The sequence below is a fragment of the Pseudarthrobacter sp. DSP2-3-2b1 genome (assembly GCF_049895945.1).
GTDB lineage: Bacteria > Actinomycetota > Actinomycetes > Actinomycetales > Micrococcaceae > Arthrobacter.
Genome location: NZ_JAFCTI010000002.1, coordinates 228,053 through 254,976 on the forward strand (window position 1 = coordinate 228,053; position 26,924 = coordinate 254,976).

The window sequence follows — 26,924 nt, forward strand, 5'->3', positions numbered from 1 at the left end:
CAGCCTAAACCTTCAAATATCTGCGTAAGGTCAAGAGAGACGAAATTCCTGCCAAAGATGCGCCAAGGATCAGCAAAGCCGGTGTAAGGATAAGCGTCTGCCCGGGCGAGATGAACGCGGTGTCCGGATACTGCTTGGAGAGGTATTCGCCCAGGAAGAAGTGCGCCACGGCCCACAGCGTGCCGGACGCCAATGCGGCTCCGACCACGGCCGCAATCACGCCTTCGAGGATGAACGGCAGCTGGATGACCATCTTGGACGCGCCCACCAGGCGCATGATCCCGGTCTCACGGCGGCGGCTGAAGGCCGACAGCCGGATAGTGGTGGCGATCAGGAGGATGGCACAGATGATCATCACGCCGGCAATACTGACCGCCACTAGGGATGCTGCATTCATCGCGGAAAACAAACGCTCCAGCAGCTGGCGCTGGTCAATAACGGTCTCAACACCGGGCTGGGAGGAGAAGGTCTCGCTGATGATCTGGTACTTCTCCGGATCCTTCATGTTGATCCGGAAGGAGGACGGCAGCTGGTCCGGCGTCACCGAATCGACGATGGGCGAGTTCGAGAACTGGTCCTTGAAGTGCTTGTAGGCCTCCTCCTTGGACTCGAACTGGAAATCGTTGACGTACTGGGCAACGGCGGGTGATTCCAGAAGGGTCTTGAGGTTTTCCTGCTGTTCGGGGGTGACCGGACCTGTGGCACAACCCGCCGCCGTCGAACCGTCACTGCAGAGGAAGATGGCTACCTGGACTTTGTCGTACCAGTAGCCCTTCATCTGGTTGATCTGAAGCTGCAGCATGCCCGCGGCGCCCACGAATGTCAGGGAGACGAAGGTGACCAGGATGACCGAGACCACCATGGAGACGTTGCGGCGAAGTCCGCTGCCGATCTCGCCGAGGATGAATGCGAGCCTCATCGCTGCTCCTCCCCTGCGTCTCCGGCGCGGCCCGAAAGCGGCGCCTCATCGCGGCCGCTGGCATCCTTGAGCCGGCGGGATTGACCCACCACCGGAATCATGGAGGTGTACAGCGCCCTGGCTTCGTCGCGGATGACCACGCCGTGCTTGAGTTCCACCACGCGTTTGCGCATCTCGTTGACGATGTCGTCGTCGTGCGTGGCCATGACCACGGTGGTGCCGTTCTGGTTGATCTTGTCCAGCACGCCCATGATGCCCATGGAGGTGGTGGGGTCCAGGTTGCCGGTTGGTTCGTCAGCCAGCAGGATGCCGGGGCGGTTGACCACGGCCCTGGCTATGGCGACGCGCTGCTGCTCACCACCGGAAAGCTCATGGGGCATGCGGCGCTCCTTGCCCTCCAGGCCCACCGTTTTGAGGACTTCGGGGACGGTGTCCCGGATGACGCTCCGGCTCTTGCCGATGACCTGCATGGCGAAGGCAACGTTGGCGAACACATTCTTCTGCGGAAGGAGCCTGAAGTCCTGGAACACCACCCCGATGCCGCGGCGGAGCCTGGGCACCCGCCAGCTGGAGATTTTGGCGACGTTCTGACCGGCAACATAGACGGCGCCAGAGGAGGCGCGGTCTTCCTTGAGCACAAGCCGCAGGAAGGTGGACTTACCGGATCCGGAAGCGCCCACGAGGAACGCGAACTCACCGCGGTCAATTTCAAGGCTGACATCGTCCAGCGCAGGACGGGCTGTCTGGTCGTAGACCTTGGTGACATTTTCGAATCGGATCATGGCCCTAGTAACCCTGCAGGGCATGGCTTATGCAGCCCAGATCTGCAGCCGGTGCACGGGCTTTCGTTTGGGGGAAGTAGAGCTCCGGCTCCTCGACTATACGCAGTCTCTTTGCCGCTATTCGGGGGATTCGGGGGTGTGTCGCCCGAATCAGGCCCGGTGGGCCCGCAGGTCAGCTAGGACTTGTCGGCATTGCGGTTGTCGGTACGCCAGCGGATCCCGGCGTCGATGAAGTCGTCAATTTCGCCGTCGAACACGGCAGAGGTGTTGCCCACTTCATGTTCGGTGCGGAGGTCCTTGACCATCTGGTACGGGTTGAGCACGTAGGAACGCATCTGATCGCCCCAGGAGGCCTTGACGTCCCCGGCAAAGGCCTTCTTTTCCGCGTCCTCCTGCTCCTTCTTAAGGAGAAGCAGGCGGGACTGCAGGACGCGCAGGGCTGCGGCGCGGTTCTGGAGCTGTGACTTTTCGTTCTGCATGGACACCACGGTGCCGGTGGGGATGTGCGTGAGGCGCACGGCGGAGTCCGTGGTGTTGACCGACTGGCCGCCCGGGCCGGAGGACCTGAACACGTCCACGCGGATCTCGTTGTCCGGGATGTCGATGGAATCTGTTGATTCGATGAGCGGAATCACCTCGACGGCGGCGAAGGACGTCTGGCGGCGGCCCTGGTTATCGAAGGGGCTGATGCGGACCAGGCGGTGGGTTCCGGCTTCGACGCTCAAGGTGCCGAATGCGTAGGGTGCCTTTACTTCGAAGGTGGCGGACTTGAGCCCGGCCTCTTCTGCGTATGAGGTGTCCATGATGGTGGTGGGGTAGCCATGGCGTTCGGCCCAGCGCAGGTACATGCGCATCAGCATTTCGGCGAAATCGGCAGCGTCAACGCCGCCCGCCCCGGCGCGGATGGATACCACTGCTTCACGTTCGTCGAACTCGCCCGAAAGCAGCGTCACCACTTCGAGTTCTTTAAGAGCTTTCCGTATGGATTCCAGTTCCGCAGCGGCCTCGCTCATGGAGTCCGCATCTTCTTCGTCCTGGCCAAGCTCCACCAGTACCTCAAGGTCATCGATCCGCGCGGTCAGCTTGTTCAGCCGCTCAAGCTCGGACTGGCGGTGCGACAGGCGGGAAGTAATCTTCTGGGCCGCAGCGGGATCGTCCCACAGGTCCGGCTCCCCGGCGCGCTCGCTCAGTTCGGCGATGTCTTCCTTCAAGGCCTCGACATCGCTGACTTGCTCGATGGAGGTGTAGGTGGCGCGAAGAGCGCGGATTTCTGCGGGAAAATCAATAGTGGCCATGGTTGTTTAAGCCTACGCTATCCAACTGGAGGGCCTGACTCCCCTGTTCCTGGTCAGCGCGTAAGGCGCGACCGTGCTGTGGAAACCGCTTCGATGACGATGCCGTCTGGCACGAGGAAGTTCACCACCGGCGGGTGGACAGCCGCGCTGAGAACCACGACGGCGGTGGATCCGTCGGGGCTGCCGGTCGCCGCCGAAACGGCTAACTGATCGAACCTGGCCGACGACGGGCTCCTGGCGATGAAGTCCGCGGCAACGCTGCGGACCCGTCCGGAACCCAGCACGGCAGAGGGCGTCCCGTCGTCGCCCGCCACTTCACCCAGGGTGTAGCTGTCTGCCGCAGCGAGCGATGCGCCGTCGGCCAGCGACAACAGACGCTTGTGTTCGAGGTAGACGCTGGAGATGCCGATGACCACTGTGACGACCAGCAGGGCGAGCGTGACGTAGCCGATGATCAGCACAATCATCTGGCCGTCCTCTTTCCCCTGCTTGGGATCCGGCGGGTCGGTCGCCGCGAGGGTTACCGCGTCCGGGGTCACCGCGTCCGGGGTCACCGCGTCCGGGGTCACCGCGTCCGGGGTCACCGGAACCTGCCGACCAGTTGCGTGGACGATGCCTCAACCTCGCTGGCACTGAGCCTGAAGTCATCACTGAATGGAACGAACGGCAGCGGCACAGTGAGATTCACGGTCACCGTCACTGCTGTCCCGGGGGCCTGGCAGTCGCTGGGGTTACAACTGGTGGAGACCCTGGCCTGGCTGGCATCGTGGCCGAAATCCGCGAGCGCGATGACGGCCGCCTGCTCCGCCGCAGCCTGGCCTGATGCAGCGTCCGGCTGCGCCACGAAGACTTTCGCTGCCTGGTCGGCCGCACCCACAACCGCAAAGGACCCACCCTGGAGTTGCCCGATGGTGATGATGAAATACACGAGGGGAACCATCAGGAGGAGCGCCAGGAAGGTGAATTCGACCACCGCGCTTCCCTGTTCTGTCCGGCCGGCGGTCCCGCTACAGTCCTGGGTTGGCCGGCCTGACTGTGGGTAGGCGCGGCGCAGACGCAGACAGAGGGCCTCACGGAACCTGAGGGTGATGCGGGGCAGAAGGCCATTAGGGTTGGATGGCTGCATGGCCTTTCACCTCCAGCATGTCCCGGGGACCGATGAGTCCGATGACCGGCATGGGAGCCTTGATAGTCACTTCCAGCGTCCGCAGGCCCTGGAAGGTCACCTCGGACGTGGTGACACTCTGCGCAAAGTCGGCATTCAAGCCCGTTCCTACTAGGGCAGCCGCCCGTTCCTGCGCATCGGCCGCTCCCCGGTCGGCGAGGGTTCCATAGCGTGCGCCTGATGCCGCCGCGTCGATGAGCGTGTTGCGGACATGCAGAACCAGCGTGAGCTGGATTATCGCCAGGAAGAACATCGTGAGGAGTCCTCCCACCAGCACAAAGTCCACCACAGCCGAGCCCCGTTCTTCGCTGGGCTGGCCGCGGCCGGGCCGCCCTTGCTGGGGGGAGCAGGTCCGGCCGGGGCCCGGCAGGCTGGATGGCGGCATGCCCTACTTTCCGACCTGGTCCATAGCCTGGTTGAACATGGTTTCCAAGGCGGGGCCGGCGAGGGCCAGCAGCCCCGCCACGAGGACGGCAGACATCAGGGTGATCATGACCCAGCCCGGAACGTCGCCGCGTTCCGGATGGTCCTGGGAATGGTCGGCCCCAATTCTCCGTGCGTATCGACGGCCTGTAGGTGTTGCGCTTATCCACGCGCACATTCCCGCCAGCAGAGCGAGGAGCATCAAGCTGCTCGAGTTTCCCAGGTTCTTCATTTTGGTCCCATTCAGTGTGTGAGTGATTTCGTGGTCAGTTGGTAGGGCTGGTCGAGGATGTGACTGTTTGGCCGTGGTCATGGCTACAGTCCTAGGCTGATCGCCGCGAGGCCGGGGAAGACGGCGAAGACCACAGTCAGCGGGAGGACTCCGAAAACGAGCGGCACCATCATGGCAATTTCTTTCTTGCCCGCTGATTCCATGAGGTCGCGTTTGGCCGTGTCCCGAACGTCCTGGGCTTGCGCCCGAAGCACGTCCGCCAAGGGAGTGCCGCGCTCCACCGCCACGATGACGCCGTCGACAAAACGTACGAGCGGGCCGAGATCGGTCCGTGCGGAAAACTCCTGCAGCGCTTCCACCAGTGGTTTCCCTGCGCGGGTCTCGGCGAGAATCTTGGCGAAGTCCTTCGCCAGTTCCCCGTGTGCACTGCGGCAGACCCGGTCAAGGGCGCCCGTAGCGCTTTCGCCGGCACCGACAGCCAGAGCCATCAACTCAGCGAGGCTGGGAAACTCAGCCATCATGCGCGTCTCCCGCCGGCTGATCTGGACTCCCAGCCAGTAGTCGCGGAAGAGGAATCCACCCAGTGCGCTTCCCAGAACCGCCACGACGGCCAGGAAGGGACTGAACCGGCCGCCGACCGCACCGAGTATCACCACTGCCAACGCCGCGGCGAATCCGGCCGCTGCCCAAAGGAGCTGTTCTGCCCGGAAATCCACAGGGGCTTTGTTGATGCCGGCCTGGGCGAGCCTGCGGCTGAGCGCCTTGGAGCCAAGGTTCAGCTTCCCCAAAGCGGTGAGTCCGTCGTGAATTAATGGGCGCATTATCCGTTCCAGGGGCCCGAACGGCGTGGCGTTCTGGCTGCTGGAACGGAGCAGCCGCGATTCAAGGTTCTGCGACTTCAGCTGTGGCTCTATGCGCTCCACGAATGTGAGGGGCCGCATGAACGGCAACCGGACGAACAGCAGCCACAGTCCTACTCCAAGGACGATGCCACAGGCGATCGCGGCCGCAGACATTCCGTTCATCGCAGCACCCTTTCGTCCTGAGGGAGCGCCCCGATGCGGAGCATGATGGAGTAGCAGAACAGCGAAACAACCAGTCCGCCCAGAAGTACTCCCGCTCCCATGGGCGTGTTGTACGCGTGCACTGCCTCCGGGCGGGTGGCCAGCAGCATCATGACAATCCAGGGAGCAGCAACGGCGAGCCGGGCAGCGTTGACGGTCCAGGATTGCCGAGCCTCGAGTTCGCTACGGGTGCGGGCATTTTCCCGGAGAAATTCGGCGAGCGTGCCCAGCATCTTGCCCAGATCTGAGCCGCCCACTTCGCGGGCCAGCCTGAGCGCCTCGACGATGCGGTCCGCCACCGGATCGGCGAGCCGGTCCTTGAGCCGGTTAATTGCGGCATCAAACTGGCCGCCTGCCCGGTAATCGGCGCCAAAATCGCTGAAGACGTGCCGCAGTTCCTCCGGCCCCTTCTCCCCCAGTTGGATGAGTGCCTCCGGCAACGAGAGTCCGGCGCGGATAGCGGAACGCAGATGGTCAACGACATCGGGCCAGAGCTGTCTGAGTACGGAGGTCCTTCTTGCTGCCCGCCAGCGGACCACGCTGATGGGCAGCCACGCACCGAACAGGCCGAAACAGGCCGAGATCGGCCATGAGCGGCTGACCACAAAGAAGATCAGCGCCACGAAGACGCCCAAGCCCACGCAGGTGGCAATAAGCCCCGCCCCGCTGACCTTTTCAATTCCGGCGGAGGCCAGTAGATCCTGCAGGCGGCTGACCCGCGGGCCCCGGTCGACCGCTGGCGGCTTGTCCCAGAAGGACCACCAGATGAGGAAAAGCCCGGCGCCGGCCAGCACCCCGAAGAAAGGTGCCATCAGCGCGGTTCCAGCAGCGCCGCGACGTCGAACCCTGCGCGTGCGAACTTCTCAGGGGCTGGCATCGAATTGGCCCGCGGCTGGAGTTGGCCGTCCGTCATGGCGAAAATCATGGCCGATTCGATGATGCCGTTCTCTACTCGCCGGCCAAGTGACAATATTTCTGTCACCTGCCGGCGGCCATTGGCGTGACGGCTGCAGTGGACCACGAGGTCGATGCAGGACGCCACAGTGGGCACGACAAAAGCGCTTGAGATGTTTTCGCCGGCGAGCAACGGAAGCGTGCAGATCTTCGTGACGGCGTCGTGAGCCGAGTTTGCATGGACGGTGCACATCCCAGGCAACCCACTATTCAAAGCAATCAACATGTCCAGGCTTTCCGCTTCCCGGACTTCACCCACCACCAGGCGGTCCGGGCGCATCCTGAGCGCTTCCTTAACAAGACGGCGCAGCGGAATCTCGCCTTCACCTTCCAGGTTGGGTTGCCTGCACTGAAGGCCCACCACATCCCGGAGCGGAAACTGGAGTTCAAAAATCTCCTCGACCGTGATGACCCGTTCGCGGCTGCCTATGCTGGCGGCCAGGCAATTGAGCATGGTGGTCTTGCCGGCCTGGGTTGCCCCTGAGACAAGGATGTTGAGTCCGCTGGAGACGGCGGCACCCAGAAAGCGGGCTGACTGCGGCGTCAATGTGCCCAACTCGACGAGATGCTCAAGCCGGCTGGCTTTCACGACGAATTTCCGGATGTTTACGGCCCAGTGCCGGCGTGTTACGTCCGGAATGACGACGTGGAGTCTGGAACCGTCCGGCAACGCGGCATCCACGAAAGGGGAAGACATGTCCAGGCGTCGGCCGGAACTCTTGAGCATCCGCTCCACGAGATCGCGCACCTGCTGGTCTGTGAGGCTGAGGGAGGTCAGCTCTGATTCGCCGTTCCTCGCTACGTATATCTCGTTGGGGGCGTTAATCCAGACTTCCTCGATGGACGGATCGTCCAGCAGGGGCTGAAGCACACCGAACCCGGCAACCGCGTCGAAAACGAACCTGCGGGCGGCGTCCAGCGGGCCGATCGGAGGGAGCGGGCCCATGAGTGCGCGCTCGTCGTAGTCGCTGACGGCTGCCTCGACCAGGCGGCGGACTTCGCCAGCCTGCCGCGAGGGATCCAGGCCGCGACGACGTATCAGCTCGCGGACTTCGTCCTCCACGATGCGCACTGCATCCATGAGTTCCCCAATACAACTGCCGCCCCCGGCGGAGGCAGTCCAACTGGCTACAGCTTAAGGAGCATAGGCCATGCGTCAAAGTCATATCGTGCGGGTTGTGGATAACAATCCGCCACGGAGGTCGGACCTCGGCTCTCGAATGCTGCGCTCGGTGACCACGGAGATAGTATGACTCTTGGCCCCTCATGCAAGATTCGGACAAGTAGCACCATTCAGGAAGCTAGGCCGAAGCTTGCCTTCGATGAGTGCCGGCTATTGCCCCGAATCAAAAATGGGCGAATTGCAGGGCCTAACAGTCCCTCTGCAAAGCACTGATCAAACTGGAAGCCCTCCTGCACTCAACCCACGGAGTCTACGTGCCTCAACCCGAAGTCCTCCCCTCGCGCCGTCTTTCGCGTCCGCTTCAGGCTGAAAAGTCAAGGGCATCGCGCGGAGTGCTGGGGTTGGGCGTCGGATTATCTGTGCTGGCAGCATGCCTGTTCCTCGGGCATCTCGGTGTTCTCCGGGGCTGGGGACTGCTGATGGCGACAGCACTGCTTGGGCTCGCTGTGCCGACGTCAAAGCACTTGGCCGGGCGAATAATTATGGGTTGCGCCCTGTACTTCGGAGCGGTTCCCATGCTCTGGTGGGTGCCCCGAACTGAAGGCTTGTTCAGCTGGGGCCATCTGCTTTTTGCCGCACTCTTGTCCGGTCTCACGGTTCGAGTTGTAACATCCAGCCGTCGCAAGGCGGTCTTGTCATCCTTTTTACCGGTCGTGAACAAGGCCGACTACCTGATTTTGGTTGCTGGCATTCTATCCATCGTTGCTCTGGCTCCCTATTTCTTGGTCTTCACGGGGCCGCAAGCTTTGGGTGTCTTACTGTCAAGTTGGGACAACTCGTCACACTTCGATATGTATTTCATGCTCCGGGAACATGGAACAGTCATCCCAATGGCAGCTCTCCCCGGGGGAGGCAAAGTGTGGAGCTTCATGGAGTATCCTCAGGGCTTTCACGCTGCCGTTGCCACTATGGCCGACCTGGTAGTCGGACCCGAAAAGGGAACGCTGGCAAAGGAACTGGTAACCTACAGCCGATTAAGTTCACTGGTGGCGGTGGCCTCGACTATGCTCGTAGCAGCCTGCCTCACATCGATACCTTGGATCCGACGGCGCCCGCTGGTGAGTGCACCATTTGTAGTTTTCGTGATCACTGCCTGGACTTTCGGTACCGCCGCCCATGCGACGTTCTTTGCATTCCAGAACTTCCTACTGGGTGTTGCACTCCTCGCTTCATTTATGTTGATCGCGGCATTCGCAGAGTCGCTGGCTACGCCAGTGATTTTCGCCGCTGCTGCCGCGTCGGTCGTGGGGATAGCCAATACCTGGTCCTTGCTCCTGCTGCTGGCCGTGCCAGCCCTAGTTTTGGCGGTTCACCCGTGGATCACTTCGCGGTGGCAGGCAAGCAAAAGGTGCTGGGTGGTGAATCTCGGATCAGTTGTCGGAGCTGTCGTAGGCATGGTTCTCATCGCCCAGCAAATTTCCCGTATCGGAACCGAGACTGTGGTTACCGCGGGGGGGAGAATTCAAAGTTCGACTCACGGAGTGGAAATCGCAACCCTCCTGGTGGCCGTCGCCTCATCGATGCTGCTTGTCCATGGTAGTCCGAGACAGTTCTTCAATGGCCTGGGAGACAGACACGCTGCCGCGAGGCTGGTTCTAGTACCCGCAGTAGGACTCGTTGCAGTTATTGCGATGGGCGCATACCAGATTGTCAGTATGGGAAGCGTCAACTACTACTCTCTTAAGCTTGCATTGGCAGTCGAACTGCTCTTGCCTCTTGTTGCCTGCATCACCGTAACTGCATTAGCGGACCGCTGGCTGACGACACACAAATACGTGAACCCTCGTGAACTTGCGATTATGTCAGTGTTGACGGCGCTGGCATCTACACAGGTCTTTGGGCTTACAGTCCCCGACACTAGGCCCCTGGGCATGGATCCGCTGGCGCCTTACCAGAAAGGTATGGCGACCATCACCTCCAAAACCCTCACCAACGGCCCGGCCGCCACCGAGCTTTTCCAGGCCGCTAGCGCCTACACGTCCGACCAGGGAGATGCCGTTTTCGTCACCAGCTTCGACCAGATTGACCCACTTCTTGCCGCTACCTGGTACCTGTCGTTGACTGGAACGCACAAGGACAATACGAATAGAGTCCTCGGCGAGTTGCGCCCCCTTTACAGCGGCTATACCGGGAACCTGGGGCGTGCCGCGGAAAATATCCTCGACGCCGACCCACACGTTTCTATTGTTCTCGACAGAAAACTGCGCGACTTCCTGCAATCGAGTGGCTTTGATGAATCGAAACTTTCGAGGTTGTCCAGCCTCAACTAGAAGTTAGCGACTACCGGGAATCGTGGATAATCAGTCAGGCTCGGCCAGAAATTGAGTCATTATCGACTTATAAGTCACGAACATGCAATTACGGGCGGCGTGCTCCGCCATCGGCTGACCTTTCAAGGCTGCACCTGGTATCCCACTGGATTTAATCCTTCCAGCGCCAGAGGCTCAGCACATCTGCTCGAGGGCCCGGCTGCGGACCTGCCCGGGTCGCCCAACGCAACTGACGGGGGGTGTCCATAGCTAACCGCAGAGTCTCCCGGGCGACGATCCCCCGGACTCAAAGGAAGCAGTCGCCAGACTGCCTCCACAAAGGCGTTGATGACCTCAAGTACTAGATATCAGCGGGCCTGTTCCTGGGTTCCAACGGACAATACCCTTCCTTTCAGCGAGGAAAGCCAAGGGACGCAAGGCCGCGCGCAGACAAGTCAATGAAATGGATGTATTCATGTGCGCCCGTCCCGTATGGCGTCGGGCAGTCGCTACCGAGGGTCGTCGCCTAGTCTCGGTGCCCTACAGCAACTTTTGAGACCTGCGAGAGCAAATAATTCTGCTTGCCCTGCGGGTCTTCGCTTATCAAATCTGACTCATGGGCGCTCACTAATTGAAGTAGCGGCGCAGGGCTATGCTCTAGCGTGGCCGGCCGCTCCGAGGTCAGGGAATTTGTCTTCGATCTGTTCTTTGGGTTCTTTGGTCCGACCTTGGGATTGGTGGCGTTCAGCGGCACCCGCCCGATCAGAGGCACTTCCTCGGCGGCCCCACGGACCGCTGCGGAAGACCTGAAGAGCCTACGGATACCGGCGCGATCTATGCAGGGCAGGAGATTGAGCCTCCCACCACGTTGTTCTGTTGGTACGAGAGAAGTTTAGCCACCGATTCGCCAAAGTCCTTCAGACAAGCGAAGTGGATCACGGCATCGAAGGCGGAGCTCCGGCCGCGGGGGCCTCACAGCAGAAGCCTGCGCCCGGGACAAACGTTATTATGTCTAGCATGATGACCCCTGAGCCTGGCCCTTCGCCTGCCGACCATACCGGCCGCACAGACCCCTTGAACGTCGGTATTTCCATGCTCACCCTCGTCCCCGGCGGAATGGGGGGCAGCGAAACCTACGCACGCGAATTGATCCGCCAACTTGGATCTTCCCCGGCAGTCAACCCAACTTGCTACGTTAACGAATCCGGGCGTGGTTTCAGCGAAGGTGCGGATGAAGTGGTGATTCCGGGGCTGCCCGGCGGCGGCTCAACCGTTGCCCGTTTGGCCACCCTCGCCAAAGGCCTCTTAAAGAGAAGGTCGATTCTGCGCAGGATGCGCCCGATGGACGTCTTCCACGTCCCGTTCACGGTTCCCCTGCCGAAGCCGCCTAAGGGCACTCCGTCGGTCCAGACACTGTTAGACGTTCAGCATCTCGACCTCCCCGAACTGTTCGGCACCGCTGACAAGTTGTACCGCAAGGTCTTCTATGAGAGAGCGGCACGCGACGCGGACGCGATCGTGACAATCAGCGACTTTGCCAAAGAGAGCATTGTCAGCCATCTCGGCATCGCACCGGACAAGATCTTCACGGCCCATCTGGGAGTCAATGCGGACGAGTTTACACCGAATTTCGGACCGCGCGAAACCTACATCATGTACCCGGCAAGAGGGTGGAAGCACAAGAACCACACAAGACTTTTCGAAGCCATGCGATTGCTAATGGTTACCGATCCAGGGCTTCGCCTCATCCTCACAGGCGGGGCCTTGGACGAACTAACCGACGTTCCCGCCAACGTGGAAGTCCGCGGCCTGGTCCCGCTCGCCGAGCTCAGGGAACTCTATCGTCACGCCGCATGCATGGTGTTTCCCAGCCTTTACGAGGGATTCGGGCTTCCACCTCTGGAAGCAATGGCTTCGGGCTGCCCCGTGGCAAGCTCAACCGCCGGTTCGCTTCCTGAAATTGTGGGCGATGCTGCTGTGTTGTTCGATCCCCAGGACTCTGCCGCGATCGCTGAGGCAATCCGGAACGCCATCGCCAGGACCGACGAACTCCAGAGGCTCGGACTAGAGCAGGTGCGCAAGTTCACGTGGGAACACTGCGCCGCTGTGCACGTACAGGCGTACCGTTATGCGCTGAATCAGCGCTCCTCAGCGGCGACTATTGTTTGAGCGGTGCGACACGCCGCCTCAGAGCCGAGGCTCCTTCCCATATATAGTTGCCGTAGCCCCGCAAACAATTCTCTAAGGACCTTTTCCCATGCCCCGTGCGCTTATCACCGGAATCACTGGCCAGGACGGCCTGTATCTTGCAGAGCTCCTTCTCTCGAAAGGCTACGAGGTGTTCGGCCTCATTCGAGGACAGAACAACCCCAAGCACGACCTGGTCCGTCAGATCGTTCCGGGCGTCAAATTGCTCACCGGGGATCTCACAGATGTCTCGTCACTGGTCCGGGTGCTCGGCGTTGCCCAGCCGGACGAGGTCTACAACCTCGGGGCGATTTCTTTTGTGGCTTACTCTTGGGAGAATGCCTCGCTGACCACTGACGTCACGGGCAAGGGCGTCCTCAACATGCTTGAGGCGACCCGCCTGTATGCAGGCGACGACATCTCTAGGGTGCGCTTCTACCAAGCCTCCTCGTCCGAGATGTTCGGCAAGGTTCAGCAGGTGCCCCAGACCGAGGAGACCCTCTTGTGGCCCCGTTCCCCCTACGGCGTGGCCAAGGTCTTCGGCCACTACATGACGATCAATTACCGCGAATCCTACGGGATGCACGCATCAAGCGGCATCCTCTTCAATCACGAATCACCGCGCCGTGGGCCTGAATTTGTTACCCGCAAGGTTTCAATGGCAGTTGCACGGATCAAGCTCGGACTCCAAGACGAAATCGTCCTCGGCAACCTAGACGCCAAGCGTGACTGGGGCTTCGCAGGGGACTACGTGGAGGCGATGTGGCTGATGCTCCAGCAGCCCGAAGCTGACGATTACGTCATCTCTACAGGCGAAACACACTCCATTGAAGAACTGCTCCAAGCTGCCTTTGACGCTGCGGGACTGGACGACTGGAAGCAGTACGTCCGGCAGGACCCCAAATTCATGCGTCCCGCCGAAGTCGATCTGCTGATTGGCGACGCGTCCAAAGCCCAGGATACGCTCGGCTGGAAGCCCAAGGTCTCCTTCAACGAACTCATCACTATGATGGTTGAGAACGACATTGCCGAGCAGTCTGCCATGATGCGGTGAAACCGCTCAGCAAGGCGGCAGCAATACCGGTCGGCGCCGCTTTTCTTACCGGGGTAACAGGTCAGGACGGGTCCTACTTGGCCGAATCCCTGCTGTCTCGCGGCTGGGAAGTCCACGGCCTCGTCCGCCATCAGTTGCTGCCGGGGGCTCACGGCGATGGAGAAACCGCCGTGGAAGGGGTGGAGTACCACGTCGGCGATCTGTCGCGACCTGACGAGGTGGGCTCGATTCTGGAATCGGTCAAACCCGATCTGATTTTCAATCTGGGCGGCATCAGTTCCGTGTACCAGTCATGGCAGCATCCATATGACACGGCACTGGTCTCGGGCGCCTCCGTCGTCGCCATGCTGGAAACAACTTGGCAGTTACAGCAGGCGACGGGCAAGGAAATCCGTTTCCTTCAGGCTTCCAGCGCCGAGCTGTTCGGCGAGGCGGAGTCGGCTCCGCAGAACGAGACCACTCCGATCCGGCCCATTTCCCCGTATGGCGCAGCGAAAGCGCTGGCTCATCACGCCGTCAGTGTCTACCGGGGCCGCGGCATGTTCGCTTCCTCGGCGATTCTCTACAACCACGAATCGGTCAGACGGCCGGCAAAGTTCGTAACCCGCAAGATCACATCGGCAGCAGCTGCCATCGCGGCGGGCAAGCTCGATAGGCTTTCGCTGGGAAACATGAACGCCATCAGGGACTGGGGCTGGGCCCCTGACTTTGTAGACGCAATGGACAGGATCATCCACGCAGTTGAGCCGGACGACTTTGTGGTCGCCACCGGCGTCTCGCATTCCGTCCAGGACTTCGTGGCAGCGGCCTTCAAGGCCGCCGGCATAGACGACTGGCGAGCAGTGGTGGACGTTGATGAGTCCCTCGCGCGTCCCACCGACGCCGCTGAAATGAGGGGCGACATCGCCAAGATTTCGTCCAAGCTGGGATGGCGGCCGTCCGTGGGTTTCGATGCCCTGGTGACTGCCATGGTGCGGCATGACCAGACAATCCTTGCAGGCGAAAGCGCTCAGTCTTAGTTCACATTGGTCTCAACTAGCACTCTGGTTACACCAGTACCATTGGTGCTACATTGGCCGGGTCATGAAGATGATCTGGAACGGCCGAGATGTCGCCACCGTCTGAAATGACAAACCATTTGGTGTCTAAATTTGCGATGTGTGGGGGATCTGCGCGTTGCCGGCCGGAGCAGAACATGAGTCTAAGCAAAACCACCAGCGCACGAGCAGGCGCATCCACCTCCCTCGGCGGGAGGATACTGGCCGCGGCCCTTCTAACTTCAGCCTTGGTATGCAGTTCCGTCGCGCCGGTGCAGCGTGCCGCCGCCGACGATCAAGTCCTGCCCTCGCCGGTGTCCACACCGGTTGAGACGGCTGACGCCCCACCGGCCCCTGACTCCCCAGTGGACCCGACGAATACCCCTCCGACAAAGAGCACGACGGCGCTCGCCGCGACTCCGACATCGACCCCCGCTCCGGCCACCAGCGATTCCGTTCCGCCGGGATCAACCATCGACGCGGAGATGTTTGCCAAACTCAAGGCCTCCCAGGGGGCCAATGGGGCACACATGGGCCAGGGGCTTCAGCAAAAGCTGGGGATTAGGACACCTGCCGAATCAAGCGGGATCTCCACAGAGGCCACTTACACGCCGCCCGGCATCCAGGGACTCGACGTAAGCAGCCATCAGGGAAGCGTGAACTGGCAGGAACAGCGCAACATGGGCGGGCTCTTCGCCTACGTGAAGGCATCCGAAGCCCTCAGCTATCTCAACCCGTACTTTTCCAGCCAGTACAACGGATCTCGCAGCGTCGGTATGATCCGGGGGGCCTATCACTTCGCGATCCCCAACGTTTCTTCTGGCGCCGCCCAAGCCAACTACTTCGCATCGAACGGCGGTGCCTGGAGCGGCGACGGAACAACCCTGCCTCCCCTTCTGGATATCGAATACAACCCGTACCCAGAACTCGGCAACACCTGCTACAACATGTCCCATAGCCAGATGGTTCTCTGGATTGCAGACTTCTCCAACACCATGTACACGCGGACAGGCCGCTATCCCGCGATCTACACCACCACCGACTGGTGGACCCAGTGCACGGGGAACAGCCCGGCGTTCAAAAACCAGCCCCTCCACATAGCGTCATACCGCACCGTCTCACCGGGCGTATTGCCGGCCGGTTGGTCCAAATACGATATCTGGCAGTACAGCAGTCGAGGTCCGTTCGCTGGCGATTCGAACGTCTTCAGCGGCAGCTACGCCGAACTCCAGGCTCTGGCAACTGGCTTCGATCCTGTCCTCAACAAGTACATCGCGATGGGCGGCGCTTCCAGCCGGCTTGGCGCGCAGACGCTCCCGCTGTACTGCGGGCTGACAGCTGGCGGCTGCTACCGGCAGTATGCTGGCGGCCAGATTATCTGGCATCCCAATACCGGAGCGAAGGCAGTCTATTTCAGCTCCATCGGCGGCACGTGGCGCGACTGGGGCGGCGTCGACGGTCGTCTCGGGTACCCGAAGACGGATGAAACCTGTTCGGCTACCGCCTGTTTGCAGACCTTCGTCGGCGGCGAGGTGTACTGGTCCACGTCAACGAACGCCGCGGCCGTCTTCGACGGCGGAATTGGTGCACGCTGGAGAATCATGGGTGGCACCTCGGGAACCCTCGGCTACCCCACGGCATCCGAGACCTGTTCCGCCTTGGCATGCAGCCAGACCTTCCAGGGGGGAAAGATCCTGTGGACAGGCGCCACGGGCTCATGGGCAATCACAACTGGGAACATCGCGAAGGCTTGGGAGGCTATGGGCGGCGAAACGAGCCGGCTCGGCTACCCCACCAGCAACGAGACGTGCACTGACACCTCATGTGTCCAGAGCTTCCAGGGCGGTACTATCGTCCGAACCGACGCCACGGGCGCGGTCCCGGTTTGGTGGACAGCCATTGGTAGCAAGTGGCAGGCCGACGGCGGACTCGCCGGCACGGTGGGGGCGCCCAAGTCAGCCGAGACCTGCGAAGGCTCAGTCTGCCGCCAGCTCTTCGTCGGCGGCCAAATTTTCTGGGCCCCGGCGTCAGGTACGCGGACCATCGTCAACGGCGAAATCTCCAAGAAGTGGACCGCGCTCCAGGCTGAGAAGGGTCGCTTCGGCAGCCCCATCACCGATACCGGCTTCTGCGCCGGGAAAGAGTGCACCCAGGACTTCGAGGGTGGCCGGATCCTCAAGGACCCAGCCGCTGCCGCCCCTGCATTCGGAGTACTCCGCGGCACAGGCATCGGCTCATTGTGGGCAGCCATGGGAAGCGAAGACGCCCGCCTGAGCTACCCTGCCACCGACGAGACCTGCGCCGGCAGCACCTGCAAGCAGTCCTTCAGCGGCGGAACCATCTACTGGACGCCCGCCACCGGACAGTGGGCCGTCTACAACGGCAGCATCGGCGGCCTCTGGCGGACCCTCGGAGCCGAGAACGCGCGGCTGGGCTACCCTGTCAGCAACGAGACCTGCCTGGTCAGCTCCTGCCGCCAGAGTTTCGCCGGAGGCGACATCCTGTGGAGCCCCGCCACCGGTACGGCTGCGGTGTTCTCCGGCGGCATCGGATCGCTGTGGCGCTCGCTCGGGTCCGAATCGGGTCGGCTCGGTTTCCCCACCACGACCGAAACCTGCGGTGCGACCACCTGCACCCAGTCGTTCGCGGGTGGGGAGATCCTGTGGTCATCGGGCGTGGGCATGGGCGCTGTCTACAACAGCGGCATTGGCGGAGTGTGGCGGACCAATGGAGCCCAGAATGGCTTCTTCGGCTTCCCCACCAGCACCGAAACCTGCACCGCGGATGTTTGCGTGCAGACCTTCAAGGGCGGCTCGATCAAATGGAGCGCGGCGTCGGGCTACACCATCACCCGCTACTGAGTCGCCCGGCTAGCGCGGCGTAGGGCCCTGCGGGGTCCTACGCCAGCGGCACAGCAGAGCGGCGCGAGAGCGCCACGGTGTGGATGGACACGCCCAGCAGCGGGCCTACCAGCAGGGATGCGACAGCACGGAGATCCGCGTCCAGGGGCAGCAGCAGGACTAGCAGGGTGAGGGCACCCGCGCTCACCCAACCGACAGACGATACCCGGTGGCGGTTGAGGGCTACACACATACCGCCGGTGAGGGTTAGAAGAGCCAGCACAGCGGCGGCGGCGGTCAGTCCGGCGAGGACCCACGGGGCGACGTGATAGTCCGGGCCAAACAGCAGGACCATCAGCCAGGGGCCCAGGAAGTACGCCGCCAGGGCGCCCACTACTGCCACGCCCGCAATTGCCAGGGCGATCGGCCGCAGGGCCCCGAGGCCGCGGTCACGGTGCCTGACGAAATGGGCGATGGCGACGCTCTGGAAGGTTCCCAGCGGAACCATCAGCGGCGCCCTGGTGAGGAGGATGGCTAGCAGCAGGGGCGCCGAGGCGAGGTAGACATCCGCCGGGGTGGTGATGCGGTACAGGATGGGGAAACCAACAACCAGCGATGCGCTGGCTGCCGTCGAGACGCTGGCGTGGCCCACTTTCCGCGCAAAGTCCCGGACGGGGACTGTCAACGGTGTCCTGAATGCTGACCGCAGCTGCGGGCTGAACACGGCAACCAATGCCCAGGCGAGGGCCCCGGCTGCCGCGGCGGCAGCCAGGCCGGCAGTGGATCCCGCCAGTAAGCCGACGATGAGGACAAGGACCAGCCGGAATGAGGATTCGGAAGCGACAAGGGCCGAGAAATTGCCCCAAAGGTGCCGGCCGCTGAGGACGCCCGCCAACGCGGCGTGAACGGAAAAAGCCACGCAGGCACCGGCCAGGACCAGGACCAGCGCTCCCCAGTGTGGTCCCAGCACGGCACGGCCCCACAGCAACGACGTCGCCGCCAAAACAATTGCCACCCCGGCGGCGATCCCAAAGACCACTGCAAACAGGGGAACCCTCCTGGCCTGCGCCGTGCCTTCCTTGGGTCTGCTGGAGGGGTCCGTGGCCGAGGCGGTGACGTACCTGATGATTTCCGTTTGGAGTCCGCCGAGAATACCGAACAGCAGGAACAGCGCGGACCAAAAGGCCAGGAATTCGGCGTTGTCGGCCTTGTTCAGGACCCGTGGCACAAACCAGATGACCAGGTACCCGGCTGCGGCCGAGGCGATCGATGCCAATCCGACCGTGGCCGCCTGGCGTCCAGCGATAGTCGACTTCTGCGGTGCCTTGCCCTCGGTGTGTGTCATCCGTTGGAGGCCGGGGCTGCAGGGGTCAATTGCCGGATAACTAGGGAGGTCATGGCAACATATTAGTGTCGGACCCGGACGGGCACTCAATTGGAGCCGCCGGCCGGGCACCTGTGAACGAGCTCAGATGAGCTACGACAACCTGTGGAAGTTGGAAAATGCCGCTCGATATTTTTGTACCGTACTGGGGCGATCCTGCAATGCTGAAGGAAACCGTCGCGAGCGTTTTTGCACAGACCAACGGGGACTGGGTGCTTACCGTCATCGACGACTGCTACCCCGATCCCACCGTGAAGGAGTACTTCGCGACCATCGATGATGAACGCGTCTCCTACCAGCGGAACGAATCCAACAAGGGCATTACCGAGAACTACCGCACCTGCGTTTCCCAGGCCACCCAGGACCTCATGGTGATCCTCGGCTGCGATGACGTCCTGCTGCCCAACTACGTTGATGTCGTCCTGCAGGCCCACCGTGATTTTCCGGATGCCTCCGTGATCCAGCCCGGGGTACAGGTCATCGATGAGACAGGGCAGATCGTCCGGTCCCTGGCCGATTCCGTTAAGCGGAAGTTTGTGGGCCCCAGGACCAACGCCACCACCGTCCTGGCCGGGGAATCCCTCGCCGTCAGCCTGCTGGGCGGCAACTGGCTGTACTGGCCTTCCCTCGCCTTCCGGACCGATGCCATCCGAAAGGTCAGCTTCCGCGACGGCCTCCCCATCGTCCAGGACCTGGCGCTTGTCATGGACATCGTCCTGCAGGGCGGATCACTGGTTCACGTCCCCACGCTGGCCTTCTCCTACCGCCGCCACTCCGCAAGTGCCTCGGCTGCGACGTTGACCGACGGAACGCGTTTCGCCGGCGACCGGGAGTACGCGCAAATTGCCGAAGACCTCTGCCGGGCCAAGGGCTGGAAGAAGGCAGCGGTAGCAGCACGCGTTCGCTGGACCTCGCGCCTGCATGCCGTCACCCTTGTGCCGGGTGCCCTGCTCTCCCGCAATCCGAAGGCGGTCAAGGCCACCTTCAGGCACGCTTTCGGTCACTGAACCGCGCCAGTCCTATGAGAAACTGGATCTTGCAGATGTCCGCCCCAGAAAGGCCTCACTAGTGACCCCCTCAACGTCATCAACAACGTCCGCCGCCAAACGAGGAACTGTCCTCGTGACGGGAGGCGCCGGATTCATCGGATGCGCCATTTCCCCGGCCCTGGTTGCGGCGTTCGACCGAGTGGTAGCTGTGGACAGCCTGCACCCGCAGATCCACGCCAGCCAGTCACGGCCGGAGGAACTCGATCCCGCTGTCGAGCTCATCGTTCGTGACATCACTGAGGCCCAGACCTGGGACGACGTGCTCTCGGACGTCGCGCCCGACGTCGTGATTCACCTTGCCGCCGAGACCGGAACCGGACAGTCGCTGGAGGAATCCACGCGCCACGCAATGGCCAATGTCGTGGGCACCACGCAGCTGCTGGACGGCCTGAACCGAAGCGGGAAGCTGCCGCGCCGCATCGTCCTGACCAGCAGCCGCGCTGTCTACGGCGAAGGCGCCTGGAAGTCGGATGCGGACGGCGCCCTCTTCTACCCGGGCCAGCGTTCGAATGAAATCCTGTCACGCTCGCAGTGGGATTTCCCCGCCGCCCAGCCCGTGGCCATGTCTGCTGCGGTCGTGGCCCCGGCCCCCGTCAGCGTGTACGGCTCCACGAAGCTCGCGCAGGAAAACATCCTCGAGTCGTGGGCCAAGTCCTATGGGGTCGAAGCCGCCGTGCTGCGTCTCCAGAATGTCTACGGACCCGGCCAGTCCCTCATCAACCCGTACACGGGCATCATGTCCCTCTTCTGCCGGATGGCAAAAGCCGGGAAGTCCATCCCGCTTTACGAGGACGGCGAGGTACGCCGCGACTTCGTCCTGATCGACGACGTCGCCGCGGCTGTTGTGGCGGCGGCTGTTGCTGAGGAAGCGCATGATGGCGCCCTCGACATCGGCTCGGGAGAATTCCAGACGATCCGGACGGCTGCCGAGATCATCAGCCGCCACTACGGCGCCCCGGAGCCGCACGTCACGGGCCAGTTCCGCCAGGGCGACGTCCGGCATGCATGGGCCGATGTGGAGCCGGCCAAGGCCGCGCTGCCGTGGGAGCCCCGTTACGACCTGGAAGCCGGCATTGCACGCCTTGCCGAGTGGATCGACGGGCGCCTGCCCGCAGAGGCAAAGCTCTAGGCTTACCGCCCGTGGATCACTGAACAGCCGCACAAGAAGCGAGGGCCTCCGTATCGATTGGATGATTACACTCAACCGATACGGAGGCCCTCATTTTTCTTTGGTGTTAAGTGCGTGCAGCGCTCCGCGAAACCTACGGATACAGTGCCGTGGTGCTAGCGCCGCCCCACAGTGGTGATACCGGCTTCCGTCAGGGAATCGGCAGGCGGTGAGAGGCTTTCCTTCGCCGAGCCTGCAGTCAGCGCCCCCGGAGCGGCGGAGGGCGCCGTCGCCGGAGCCGCAGTCGGAACCGCTGCCATCCGCCGCCTCCGGACTGCGCGCATGACGGGCCGCTCCACGAGCAGCCAGCTGAGTGTGGCCAGGACGAGGGTGCCGGCTGCGGAGGCCAGGATGTAGATTGTCATCCCGCGGTTGTGGACACCGTAGAGCGCCAGGAGCTGCTGGACGGGCCAGGCGTAGATGTAGAACCCGTAGGACACATCGTGGATGCGGATCAGCTTTGGCGAGGGCAGCACCGATGAGACCCACAGCAGGCCATAGGCGATGAACGGTCCGGCAAGCTGGCCTCCCCAGACCGGAAAAGCGAAAATACACAACGCAGCGGCCGCAAGGGCCCCAAGGCCGCCCGCCCAGTGGAGGCCGACCCATTTTGACAGCGACTGGACGAGGGCTCCGCCGAGGAAGAACGGCACCAATTTGGCGAGCAGCGAGAAGTCGGTGTCCTGCAGCAACGGCATGATGGACGGCAGGTTCGCGTAGACGGCGACGCTGACGCCGAATGCCAGGGCGAGAGGCACCGGTGAGCGGCGGACCCAGGCCAGGCCGCCGATTGCCGCAATGATCAGGTAGCAGAGGAATTCGTAGTAGAGGCTCCAGAGCGACCCGTTCCACGACCCGGCAAACGGCACATTCGCGGGAGTGAAGGCCACATCGTAGTTCTTCATCTCCAGGAAGAGGTTGGAAAACACGAACCGGAGCGGAGTTGTTTCAGTTGTCCAGTAACCGGCCAACGTGCCGTTTTGATGCAGGAAACCGAGAGGAGCAAACACCAGGACGGTGACCGCGAGGCATGCCAGGAATGCGGGATAGATCCTCGCGACGCGGTGTACGAGGTACTCGCCGAGGCCGTTGGTGAAGCGGCTCCCGGTGATCAGGAATCCGCTCAGGGCGAAGAAGCCGGCAACAGCCCAGCCGCCCAGGTTCTCACCGCGAAGGTGCGGCCCCTCCCCCGCGCCGGCCAGGTAGAAGCTATGGGCAAACAGCACCATGGCAGCCAGGCCCAGCCTGATCATATTCATGCTGTTGTTTCGCGGATCCAGCGCTTTGCCCCAGCGCGGGCCGGAACCCCGCTGCTTAACAGGGCCCGAAGCAACCCGAGCGGCCGCCGGCGTTCGTGTGATTTGGGACGCGTTGGAAGTTTCCTCCACTAGCTCAGCTGCCCGGGTTTCTCGGCTTCATCGATCGCGATGCGGCGCGAGAGCTTGGTGAGGGCGTTTTCAGAGTGGCGGAAGCGCTGGTAGGTGGTGGCCATGAAGACGAACAGCGAAACTACCGCACCGTAGAGCACCAGGTCGGTTCCTCGTCCGATGCCCAGGAACCCCGCAACCCGGGTGAGGGCTTCCGGAAAGAAGACCGACAGCGCCGCGACGACCGCGAAGATCATCAGCAGGATGCGGCGTACAGCCAGGTGCCTGGCGTTGGAACCGCCGCGCATCAGGGCGAACGAAACCACCATAACGGCAGCAACGAGGACAATTTGGACGATGATTAGCAATCCGACACCTTGGCTTATTGAAGAACTGGGGGCTATTTGAAGAACAGTTCGGCCACGATGTTGACCGAGTTCAGCAGGGACTGTCCCTTGGACTTGGAATAGTCCGTGTAGATGATCTCCACGGGGTGCTCAGCGTATTTCGGCTTGAGCCTGGCCAGCTGGTGCACCAACTCGGAGGCATGGGCCATCCGGTTCTGGGTCAGTTGGATGTTGGAGGCGACGCGGGGGTTGAAGGCGCGCAGGCCGTTGTGTGCGTCGGTCAGGTTCATGCCGGTGGCAAGCCTGGACTGAATGGCCGCCGTCTTGAGGACGAGCCGCTTCGCGGGCGAGAGCTTCGTGCGGTCGTCAAGGAAACGCGAGCCGAGGATGATTTCGGCTTCCCCGGATTTCACCCGCTGGGCCATGGCCAGGGCGTCGTCAACGCGGTGCTGGCCGTCGGCGTCGAACGTTACGATGCATTCCAGTTCGGGGTCCTGCAGGGCAAACTCGATGCCGGTCTGCAAGGCCGCACCCTGGCCGAGGTTGATGGGGTGCTGAACAACAACGGCTCCGGCGGCGCGTGCCTTCTCCTGTGATCCATCCGTGCTGCCGTCATCAACACAAACGACGTAGGGGAACTGCTTCCGCAGCCCCTGGATGACCGAACCTACGACAGTAGCCTCGTTGTACATGGGGATTACGATCCAGGTGCGACTCACAGATCAATTGTTGCATATGGGACGCCTCCGGCTTGGCAGCGGCACCGGAGGCGGGGGCCGGCGCAACAGCCCTGAATCCGGCAAATCATGCCCGGTTCAGGCCGCTCCGGCCCCCTCCGTGCTAGCTCAGGTACTCTTTCAGCCTGGTGGCTGCGCTGGCCGGGTGAAAGCCTGCGGACTGGATCTTTGCAAGGTCCAGCACGCTGTTGAGCGGCCGCGGCGCTGCCTCTTTGCCCTTGAAGTATTCCTCGGTGCTGACGCCGGTGACGGCGGTCCGCGGCTGGCCTGAGAGCTCGTACACGTCGGCGGCGATGTCCGCCCATGACTGCGGTTCGCCGTCGTTGCTCAGGTTGTAGGTGCCATAGGCGGCGCCGGAGGTGAGCAGGTGCCGGATGCCGGCTGCGATGTCCGGGGTGAAGCTCAGCCGGCCGATCTGGTCGTTCACCACGGACGGTCCGATGCCGCGGCCGGCGAGGGAGGCCATGGTGCGGACGAAGTTGTTGCCTTCGCCGATGACCCAGCTGGTTCGCACGATGTAGTGGCGGGGAACGACGCTGACAACGGCATCACCTGCGGCCTTGGTCTGGCCGTACACACCCAGCGGGGTGAAGGGCTCGGTTTCGTCGTGGCTCTCACGGACGCCGTCAAAGACGTAGTCCGAGGAAACATGTACCAAGATGAGGTCATGTTCGACGGCGGCGCGAGCCAGCCGTGAAACGGCAGCAACGTTGACGGCCCAGGCAGCTGCCCGGCCTTCCGCGGTTTCCGCGGTGTCGACGGCAGTGTAGGCGGCGGCGTTGACGATCGTTGAGTAGTGCTTCCAGTTCCGCTCCGTGAAGGCCGCTTCGCTGGCGAGGTCGAAGTCCGCCCGGCCGGCGAACTCGACAGAAGGGTCGCCGTCGTACAGTTCCCGCAGTGCCTTGCCGAGCTGACCGTCGGCGCCGACCACGAGGATCTTCTTTGCCGGCATCGGAACGACGTCCGCGAGGCGGGGGTGGGCTTTGTCTTTGTCGGAGAGCTCGGCCTTTTCCAGCGGGACGGGCCAGGAAATGGCGGCAGTTTCGTCGGCGAGGTTCAGGAAGGTGTACTGGCCCTGGGCGTCCGCGGACCAGTGGTCGTTGACGAGGTAGGTGTAGGCCGTGTTGTCTTCCAGGGTCTGGAAGGCGTTGCCCACACCACGGGGAATGAAGATTGCCTGGCTGGGGTCCAGTTCCGCGGTGAACACGGCGCCGAAGGACGGGCCCTCGCGCAGGTCAACCCAGGCGCCGAAGATCCGGCCGCTCGCCACCGAGATGAACTTGTCCCACGGCTCGGCATGGATGCCGCGGGTGGTGCCGGCTTTTTCGTTGAACGAGATGTTGTTCTGCACCGGGCTGAAGTCCGGCAGCCCGAGGGCCACCATTTTCTCCCGCTGCCAGTTTTCCTTGAACCAGCCACGGTTGTCACCGTGGACCGGAAGGTCATAAAGGAGGACGCCGGGAATCGCGGTTTCGTGCGCGGTCAGCTTCTTGGAGAACTCGATCGACATCGTCTACTGGCCCTGTTCCTTGTATTTGTCTTCCGTCCGGGCCTTTTGCGGGCGCCACCAGTTTTCGTTGTCGCGGTACCAGGCGATGGTGTCCTCGATGCCGGCGTCGAAGTTGGAGAATTTCGGTTCCCAGCCGAGCTCGGTACGGAGCTTGGCGGAATCGATGGCGTAGCGCAGGTCGTGGCCCGGCCGGTCCACGACGTGGTCATAGGCGTCGCGGGGCTGGCCCATGTGCTCGAGGATAAGCTCCACGACGTCCTTGTTGTTCTTCTCGCCGTCGGCGCCGATGAGGTAGGTCTCGCCGATGATGCCCTTGTCGATGATCGCCAGGACGGCCGAGGAGTGGTCGTTGGCGTGGATCCAGTCGCGGACGTTCTCGCCCTTGCCGTAGAGCTTGGGGCGGATCCCGTCGATCACGTTGGTGATCTGGCGCGGGATGAACTTCTCCACGTGCTGGTACGGGCCGTAGTTGTTCGAGCAGTTGCTGATGGTGGCCTGCAGCCCGAAGGACCGCACCCAGGCCCGGACCAGCAGGTCCGAACCGGCTTTCGTGGAGGAGTACGGGCTGGAGGGGTTGTACGGGGTGGACTCGCTGAACCGTTCCGGGTCATCGAGTTCCAGGTCGCCGTAGACCTCGTCGGTGGAGATGTGGTGGAAGCGCCTGTTGTGCGTCCGGGCGGCCTCGATCAGCGTGTAGGTGCCGATGATGTTCGTGTCCAGGAACGGGCGCGGGTCATGCAGGGAGTTGTCATTGTGCGATTCGGCTGCGTAATGCACCACAACGTCGGCGTCGGCCACGAGCGTGTCCACCAGGGTGGCGTCGCAGATATCACCCTGCACGAAGCGGAAACGGTCCTCGGGGAGCCCCCTCAGGGATTCCAGGTTCCCTGCGTACGTCAGCTTGTCCAGGACAGTGACGTGATCCTCGGTGTTCGCCAGAACGTAGTGGACAAAATTCGAACCGATGAAGCCGGCACCGCCGGTGACAAGGAGTTTCTGCATTCAGCCAGCTTAGCGCGGCACGCACCGGGACTTTCAGCCCCGGGCCTCCGCAGCAGGTCTTACTGGTTTGCTGGCCGTGACAATGCAAGCAATGATAGAGCGCATGCGTGGAATCATCTTGGCTGGCGGCACAGGCTCGCGGCTGCACCCGATCACTCTTGGCTCGAGCAAGCAACTTGTGCCTGTCTACGACAAGCCCATGATTTACTACCCGCTATCCACCCTGATCCTGGCCGGTATCCGGGACATCCTGATTATCACCACGCCCCACGACGCCGATCAGTTCCAGCGCCTGCTCGGCAACGGTTGGCAATTCGGCGTCAATATTACGTACAAGCAGCAGCCGAGTCCGGACGGCCTCGCGCAGGCATTTGTCCTTGGGGAAGAACACATCGGCAACGAACCGGTGGCCTTAGTGCTCGGCGACAACATCTTCTACGGCCAAGGCATGGGCACCCAGCTCCGCCGCTTCAAGGACATCCAAGGCGGTGCAGTGTTCGGGTACTGGGTCTCGGACCCGACCGCCTACGGCGTTGTGGAGTTCGACGCCGACGGCCAGGCGATCTCCCTGGAAGAGAAACCGGAAAAGCCGCGCAGCCACTACGCCGTTCCCGGACTGTACTTCTATGACAATGACGTCATCGACATCGCGAAGAACCTCAAACCCTCCCCCCGCGGTGAACTCGAGATCACGGACGTCAACCGTACCTATCTGGAGCGCGGTCAGCTGAAGGTTGAAATTCTTCCCCGCGGTACGGCATGGCTGGACACGGGCACGTTCGACTCCCTCAACGATGCGTCGAACTTCATCCGCACGGTGGAGCACCGTCAAGGCCTGAAGATTGGTGCACCGGAAGAGATCGCTTGGCGGCTAGGATTCCTCAGCGACGAGGAACTGCGCGAACGCGCCGAGCCCTTGGTCAAGAGCGGCTACGGATCTTACCTGCTGGAGCTCCTCCGCAGCGCAAACAACTAA

24 protein-coding genes are annotated in these 26,924 nt (G+C 62.4%); 8 read left to right on the forward strand and 16 right to left on the reverse strand.

What is annotated here, in order from left to right; translation table 11 throughout:
• Positions 1 to 4 precede the first annotated feature (4 nt).
• From ftsX to ACP7AX_RS03705, 10 genes are all read right to left on the reverse strand, one after another.
• Entirely contained in the window at positions 5 to 919 is a 915-nt protein-coding gene (ftsX, locus tag ACP7AX_RS03660) for a permease-like cell division protein FtsX (protein WP_131682658.1), read from the reverse strand.
• Positions 916 to 1,701, reverse strand: coding sequence for a cell division ATP-binding protein FtsE (gene ftsE / locus ACP7AX_RS03665; RefSeq protein ID WP_426225419.1), 786 nt, complete (start codon positions 1,699 to 1,701; stop codon positions 916 to 918). Before ftsE ends, ftsX begins: the two co-directional genes overlap by 4 nt.
• Positions 1,702 to 1,877: 176 nt before the next feature.
• On the reverse strand, positions 1,878 to 2,996 hold the full coding sequence (gene prfB, locus ACP7AX_RS03670) for a peptide chain release factor 2 (RefSeq protein ID WP_131682660.1): 1,119 nt from the start codon (positions 2,994 to 2,996) through the stop codon (positions 1,878 to 1,880).
• Between the two features lie 53 nt (positions 2,997 to 3,049).
• Positions 3,050 to 3,463: a pilus assembly protein TadG-related protein gene (locus ACP7AX_RS03675; protein ID WP_426225632.1), complete on the reverse strand. Its 414-nt coding sequence runs from the start codon at positions 3,461 to 3,463 to the stop codon at positions 3,050 to 3,052.
• Positions 3,464 to 3,576: 113 nt separating this feature from the next.
• Complete coding sequence (locus ACP7AX_RS03680; RefSeq protein WP_426225420.1) at positions 3,577 to 3,969, reverse strand: hypothetical protein; 393 nt, start codon at positions 3,967 to 3,969, stop codon at positions 3,577 to 3,579.
• A 133-nt stretch (positions 3,970 to 4,102) separates the two neighbouring features.
• Entirely contained in the window at positions 4,103 to 4,546 is a 444-nt protein-coding gene (locus ACP7AX_RS03685) for a TadE family protein (protein ID WP_426225421.1), read from the reverse strand.
• A gap of 3 nt (positions 4,547 to 4,549) precedes the next feature.
• Positions 4,550 to 4,816, reverse strand: a complete 267-nt coding sequence (locus tag ACP7AX_RS03690) for a hypothetical protein (RefSeq protein ID WP_426225422.1) — start codon at positions 4,814 to 4,816, stop codon at positions 4,550 to 4,552.
• 83 nt (positions 4,817 to 4,899) lie between these two features.
• Positions 4,900 to 5,841: a type II secretion system F family protein gene (locus tag ACP7AX_RS03695; protein WP_426225423.1), complete on the reverse strand. Its 942-nt coding sequence runs from the start codon at positions 5,839 to 5,841 to the stop codon at positions 4,900 to 4,902.
• Positions 5,838 to 6,692, reverse strand: coding sequence for a type II secretion system F family protein (locus ACP7AX_RS03700; protein ID WP_426225424.1), 855 nt, complete (start codon positions 6,690 to 6,692; stop codon positions 5,838 to 5,840). Before ACP7AX_RS03700 ends, ACP7AX_RS03695 begins: the two co-directional genes overlap by 4 nt.
• A complete protein-coding gene (locus ACP7AX_RS03705; RefSeq protein ID WP_426225425.1) occupies positions 6,692 to 7,915 on the reverse strand; it encodes a CpaF family protein in 1,224 nt (407 codons plus the stop codon). The genes ACP7AX_RS03700 and ACP7AX_RS03705 overlap by 1 nt, the downstream gene beginning before the upstream one ends.
• A gap of 521 nt (positions 7,916 to 8,436) precedes the next feature.
• Here ACP7AX_RS03705 and ACP7AX_RS03710 point away from each other — a divergent pair.
• The 5 genes from ACP7AX_RS03710 (at position 8,437) to ACP7AX_RS03730 (ending at position 17,405) form a co-directional block, all read left to right on the forward strand.
• Positions 8,437 to 10,287: a hypothetical protein gene (locus ACP7AX_RS03710; RefSeq protein ID WP_426225426.1), complete on the forward strand. Its 1,851-nt coding sequence runs from the start codon at positions 8,437 to 8,439 to the stop codon at positions 10,285 to 10,287.
• Positions 10,288 to 11,283: 996 nt separating this feature from the next.
• Positions 11,284 to 12,435: a glycosyltransferase family 4 protein gene (locus tag ACP7AX_RS03715; protein ID WP_426225427.1), complete on the forward strand. Its 1,152-nt coding sequence runs from the start codon at positions 11,284 to 11,286 to the stop codon at positions 12,433 to 12,435.
• Positions 12,436 to 12,523: 88 nt separating this feature from the next.
• A complete protein-coding gene (locus ACP7AX_RS03720; RefSeq protein ID WP_426225428.1) occupies positions 12,524 to 13,507 on the forward strand; it encodes a GDP-mannose 4,6-dehydratase in 984 nt (327 codons plus the stop codon).
• Positions 13,504 to 14,526 carry a GDP-mannose 4,6-dehydratase gene (locus tag ACP7AX_RS03725; RefSeq protein WP_426225429.1) on the forward strand — a complete coding sequence of 341 codons (1,023 nt, stop codon included), beginning with the start codon at positions 13,504 to 13,506 and terminating at the stop codon, positions 14,524 to 14,526. Before ACP7AX_RS03720 ends, ACP7AX_RS03725 begins: the two co-directional genes overlap by 4 nt.
• Positions 14,527 to 14,702: 176 nt before the next feature.
• Positions 14,703 to 17,405: a GH25 family lysozyme gene (locus tag ACP7AX_RS03730; RefSeq protein ID WP_426225430.1), complete on the forward strand. Its 2,703-nt coding sequence runs from the start codon at positions 14,703 to 14,705 to the stop codon at positions 17,403 to 17,405.
• 37 nt (positions 17,406 to 17,442) lie between these two features.
• Here ACP7AX_RS03730 and ACP7AX_RS03735 read toward each other — a convergent pair whose 3' ends face one another.
• A complete protein-coding gene (locus tag ACP7AX_RS03735) occupies positions 17,443 to 18,729 on the reverse strand; it encodes a hypothetical protein (protein ID WP_426225431.1) in 1,287 nt (428 codons plus the stop codon).
• A gap of 158 nt (positions 18,730 to 18,887) precedes the next feature.
• On the opposite strand from ACP7AX_RS03735, the gene ACP7AX_RS03740 reads away from it, so the two are divergent.
• Positions 18,888 to 19,775 (forward strand): glycosyltransferase family 2 protein, encoded by an 888-nt coding sequence (locus ACP7AX_RS03740; protein ID WP_426225432.1) that lies wholly within the window; start codon positions 18,888 to 18,890, stop codon positions 19,773 to 19,775.
• Between the two features lie 61 nt (positions 19,776 to 19,836).
• Entirely contained in the window at positions 19,837 to 20,946 is a 1,110-nt protein-coding gene (locus tag ACP7AX_RS03745) for an NAD-dependent epimerase/dehydratase family protein (RefSeq protein WP_426225433.1), read from the forward strand.
• Between the two features lie 155 nt (positions 20,947 to 21,101).
• Here the strand turns inward: ACP7AX_RS03745 and ACP7AX_RS03750 are convergent, their stop codons facing one another.
• From ACP7AX_RS03750 to rfbB, 5 genes are all read right to left on the reverse strand, one after another.
• Complete coding sequence (locus ACP7AX_RS03750) at positions 21,102 to 22,244, reverse strand: acyltransferase family protein (protein ID WP_426225434.1); 1,143 nt, start codon at positions 22,242 to 22,244, stop codon at positions 21,102 to 21,104.
• A 128-nt stretch (positions 22,245 to 22,372) separates the two neighbouring features.
• Positions 22,373 to 22,720 (reverse strand): DUF2304 domain-containing protein, encoded by a 348-nt coding sequence (locus tag ACP7AX_RS03755; RefSeq protein WP_426225435.1) that lies wholly within the window; start codon positions 22,718 to 22,720, stop codon positions 22,373 to 22,375.
• 32 nt (positions 22,721 to 22,752) lie between these two features.
• On the reverse strand, positions 22,753 to 23,418 hold the full coding sequence (locus tag ACP7AX_RS03760; protein WP_426225436.1) for a glycosyltransferase family 2 protein: 666 nt from the start codon (positions 23,416 to 23,418) through the stop codon (positions 22,753 to 22,755).
• Between the two features lie 121 nt (positions 23,419 to 23,539).
• Complete coding sequence (locus tag ACP7AX_RS03765) at positions 23,540 to 24,946, reverse strand: sugar nucleotide-binding protein (RefSeq protein WP_426225437.1); 1,407 nt, start codon at positions 24,944 to 24,946, stop codon at positions 23,540 to 23,542.
• A gap of 3 nt (positions 24,947 to 24,949) precedes the next feature.
• The gene (gene rfbB / locus ACP7AX_RS03770) at positions 24,950 to 25,948 is read right to left on the reverse strand and encodes a dTDP-glucose 4,6-dehydratase (protein WP_426225438.1); all 999 of its coding nucleotides are present in this window, start codon (positions 25,946 to 25,948) and stop codon (positions 24,950 to 24,952) included.
• 103 nt (positions 25,949 to 26,051) lie between these two features.
• Between rfbB and rfbA the strand changes: the two genes are divergently transcribed.
• Positions 26,052 to 26,924 carry a glucose-1-phosphate thymidylyltransferase RfbA gene (gene rfbA, locus ACP7AX_RS03775; RefSeq protein WP_305941560.1) on the forward strand — a complete coding sequence of 291 codons (873 nt, stop codon included), beginning with the start codon at positions 26,052 to 26,054 and terminating at the stop codon, positions 26,922 to 26,924.

Coding starts and splice junctions, on each gene's coding strand:
- ftsX (WP_131682658.1), bottom strand. CDS start 919: ATGAGGCTCGCATTCATCCTCGGCGAGATCGGCAGCGGACTTCGCCGC.
- ftsE (WP_426225419.1), bottom strand. CDS start 1,701: ATGATCCGATTCGAAAATGTCACCAAGGTCTACGACCAGACAGCCCGT.
- prfB (WP_131682660.1), bottom strand. CDS start 2,996: ATGGCCACTATTGATTTTCCCGCAGAAATCCGCGCTCTTCGCGCCACC.
- ACP7AX_RS03675 (WP_426225632.1), bottom strand. CDS start 3,463: ATGATTGTGCTGATCATCGGCTACGTCACGCTCGCCCTGCTGGTCGTC.
- ACP7AX_RS03685 (WP_426225421.1), bottom strand. CDS start 4,546: ATGCCGCCATCCAGCCTGCCGGGCCCCGGCCGGACCTGCTCCCCCCAG.
- ACP7AX_RS03690 (WP_426225422.1), bottom strand. CDS start 4,816: ATGAAGAACCTGGGAAACTCGAGCAGCTTGATGCTCCTCGCTCTGCTG.
- ACP7AX_RS03695 (WP_426225423.1), bottom strand. CDS start 5,841: ATGAACGGAATGTCTGCGGCCGCGATCGCCTGTGGCATCGTCCTTGGA.
- ACP7AX_RS03700 (WP_426225424.1), bottom strand. CDS start 6,692: ATGGCACCTTTCTTCGGGGTGCTGGCCGGCGCCGGGCTTTTCCTCATC.
- ACP7AX_RS03705 (WP_426225425.1), bottom strand. CDS start 7,915: ATGGATGCAGTGCGCATCGTGGAGGACGAAGTCCGCGAGCTGATACGT.
- ACP7AX_RS03710 (WP_426225426.1), top strand. CDS start 8,437: ATGGCGACAGCACTGCTTGGGCTCGCTGTGCCGACGTCAAAGCACTTG.
- ACP7AX_RS03715 (WP_426225427.1), top strand. CDS start 11,284: ATGATGACCCCTGAGCCTGGCCCTTCGCCTGCCGACCATACCGGCCGC.
- ACP7AX_RS03720 (WP_426225428.1), top strand. CDS start 12,524: ATGCCCCGTGCGCTTATCACCGGAATCACTGGCCAGGACGGCCTGTAT.
- ACP7AX_RS03730 (WP_426225430.1), top strand. CDS start 14,703: ATGAGTCTAAGCAAAACCACCAGCGCACGAGCAGGCGCATCCACCTCC.
- ACP7AX_RS03735 (WP_426225431.1), bottom strand. CDS start 18,729: ATGACACACACCGAGGGCAAGGCACCGCAGAAGTCGACTATCGCTGGA.
- ACP7AX_RS03740 (WP_426225432.1), top strand. CDS start 18,888: ATGCCGCTCGATATTTTTGTACCGTACTGGGGCGATCCTGCAATGCTG.
- ACP7AX_RS03750 (WP_426225434.1), bottom strand. CDS start 22,244: ATGAATATGATCAGGCTGGGCCTGGCTGCCATGGTGCTGTTTGCCCAT.
- ACP7AX_RS03765 (WP_426225437.1), bottom strand. CDS start 24,946: ATGTCGATCGAGTTCTCCAAGAAGCTGACCGCGCACGAAACCGCGATT.
- rfbB (WP_426225438.1), bottom strand. CDS start 25,948: ATGCAGAAACTCCTTGTCACCGGCGGTGCCGGCTTCATCGGTTCGAAT.
- rfbA (WP_305941560.1), top strand. CDS start 26,052: ATGCGTGGAATCATCTTGGCTGGCGGCACAGGCTCGCGGCTGCACCCG.